Source organism: Acidobacteriota bacterium, from assembly GCA_003225175.1.
GTDB lineage: Bacteria > Acidobacteriota > Terriglobia > Terriglobales > Acidobacteriaceae > Gp1-AA112.
This window is the reverse complement of sequence record QIBA01000262.1, coordinates 1-1,927: the sequence shown is the minus strand read 5'-3', so window position 1 is coordinate 1,927 and position 1,927 is coordinate 1. Positions and strand designations below refer to the sequence as shown.

Here is a 1,927-nt window from a genome sequence, read left to right as displayed (position 1 = left end):
GAGGAAATTGACGCGATTCTTCTCCGATACGCGAAATCAGTCATTGGAAACATTCTGGCGCTCGGCGGCGACCGACCAGCTGGAATGGCGTACGATAAATCGCGCGACTCGTTCCAACACGCAATCGACCTGGTAAAATTCGTTCGTCTGTTCAACGAATCCGGCGTCCATCGTGACCGCCGTGGTTTCGGGATTGGCGTTGCTGGTTTTCCCGAAGGACATCCTGCCACGCCTAATAGGTTGGTTGAGATGGATCATTTCAAAGCTAAGGTGGATGCTGGCGCCGATTACATTGTCACACAGCTCTTTTTTGATAATCGCGACTTTTTCGATTTCCGGGAGCGCTGTGGGCTCGCAGGCGTTCATATACCTATCATCGCCGGCATCATGCCGATTACCTCTATCACTGGGTTGAAACGCATGGCGGAACTGGCTGGCGGCGCACGTTTTCCTGCGAAGCTGCTACGTGCTCTACAGCCTTGCCAAAATGATCCCGACATGGTTAGGCACGTTGGCATTCAATACGCATTGGAGCAATGCCATGACCTTCTGACTAACGATGTTGCCGGTATCCATTTCTATACGCTCAATCAGTCGGGCGCTACCCGGATGATTTTTGACAGCCTCGGCATTCCCCGCAATCGCAACCTGCAAGCTTCGAACGTTTAGCTGCAGCAATCCATTTTGGCCGAATCGTCCAACGCTTGCATGCGTTTTGTGCATGATTCGAGCTGTTTACAAGAAAACGCGAACATTTGCACAGACTGGGTAGTATGGGCACACTCTTAGAGTGCTGAACGTCCGCCGCGTGATTTTCTGGCAAGCTGTACCCGTCGTTTGTGCAATTGCGCTCGTGGTAGCGCTTTCGCGCGTCCTTCCAGTTGTCACTTTTGTCGCAGGCTTACAGGAACGTATGATGAGGTGGGGCGCTTGGGCCGGGATTTGCTATCCATTATTGTTTGCAGCTAGCAATATCCTTCTGCTGCCGGGAGGCATCCTTGCTGTGGGAAGCGGTTTCTTCTTCGGCCTATGGTGGGGATTTTTGCTCGTATTGGCGGGCAACATCATTTCGACGGCGATTTCCTTTACGTTGAGTCGCTTCGTCGCCAAGCTGAGCCAATTGCATCCGCTCTTTCCTACCAGCCTGCTGAATTACGTTTATGGGCTAACGCGAATTCGTTTTGGCAGCTACATGCTTTGGGCGTCGATTGGGCGTATGCCTGGGCTTTTCTTTTACGCGTACATAGGAACGCTGGGCCAACTTGCAGTGCGCGTCATGCGTGGCAAAAGTTACCCGCGGACAGTCGAGTATTGGATTTGGGGCGGCGCATTCATCACAACGGTGTTGTTCTTGGTTGTGTTGGGTCGCATCGCGCGTCGGGCGATTCAAACGTCACCGGACCGACGGTCAGATGGAACGCCAAAAGAACCGCTGGAGCGCCGGATATTATCCAGCTAAAGCTATAGCTGTCAGTCATTTATGTATAAATTACCGAATAAGTATGACGTGGTGGTCATAGGTAGCGGGCATGCTGGGATCGAAGCGGCACTCGCGGCCGCACGAATCGGCTGCCGGACACTGATGTTGACCCAGAATCTCGATACGATTGGGCAGATGTCGTGCAACCCTGCAATCGGCGGACTTGCCAAAGGGCATATTGTTCGTGAAATCGATGCGATGGGCGGAGCAATGGGGCTCAATGCTGATGCGACTGGAATCCAATTTCGAATGCTCAACCAAAAAAAGGGTCCGGCGGTCCGCGCTCCACGGGTCCAGTGCGACAAAAAGGCGTACCAGTTTAGGATGAAAGCCATTTTGGAGCAGGTGCAGAACATAGACGTGAAGCAGGGTACCGTGTCGCGCATTGTTGAGAATGGCGGGGCGGTGGTCGGTGTTGAAACCGATATCAACGTGGCGATCGCATCG

The 1,927-nt window shown here is 53.0% G+C and carries 3 protein-coding genes; all 3 read left to right on the top strand.

Translation table 11 applies throughout. The features are described 5' to 3' along the window. On the top strand, positions 1-669 hold a 669-nt coding region (locus tag DMG62_25250), incomplete at its 5' end, for a methylenetetrahydrofolate reductase [NAD(P)H] (GenBank protein PYY18820.1). Between the two features lie 121 nt (positions 670-790). Further along, positions 791-1,459: a hypothetical protein gene (locus DMG62_25245; protein ID PYY18819.1), complete on the top strand. Its 669-nt coding sequence runs from the start codon at positions 791-793 to the stop codon at positions 1,457-1,459. Positions 1,460-1,480: 21 nt separating this feature from the next. Next, positions 1,481-1,927, top strand: a 447-nt coding sequence (locus DMG62_25240) for a tRNA uridine-5-carboxymethylaminomethyl(34) synthesis enzyme MnmG (protein PYY18818.1), incomplete at its 3' end; no start/stop codon positions are given.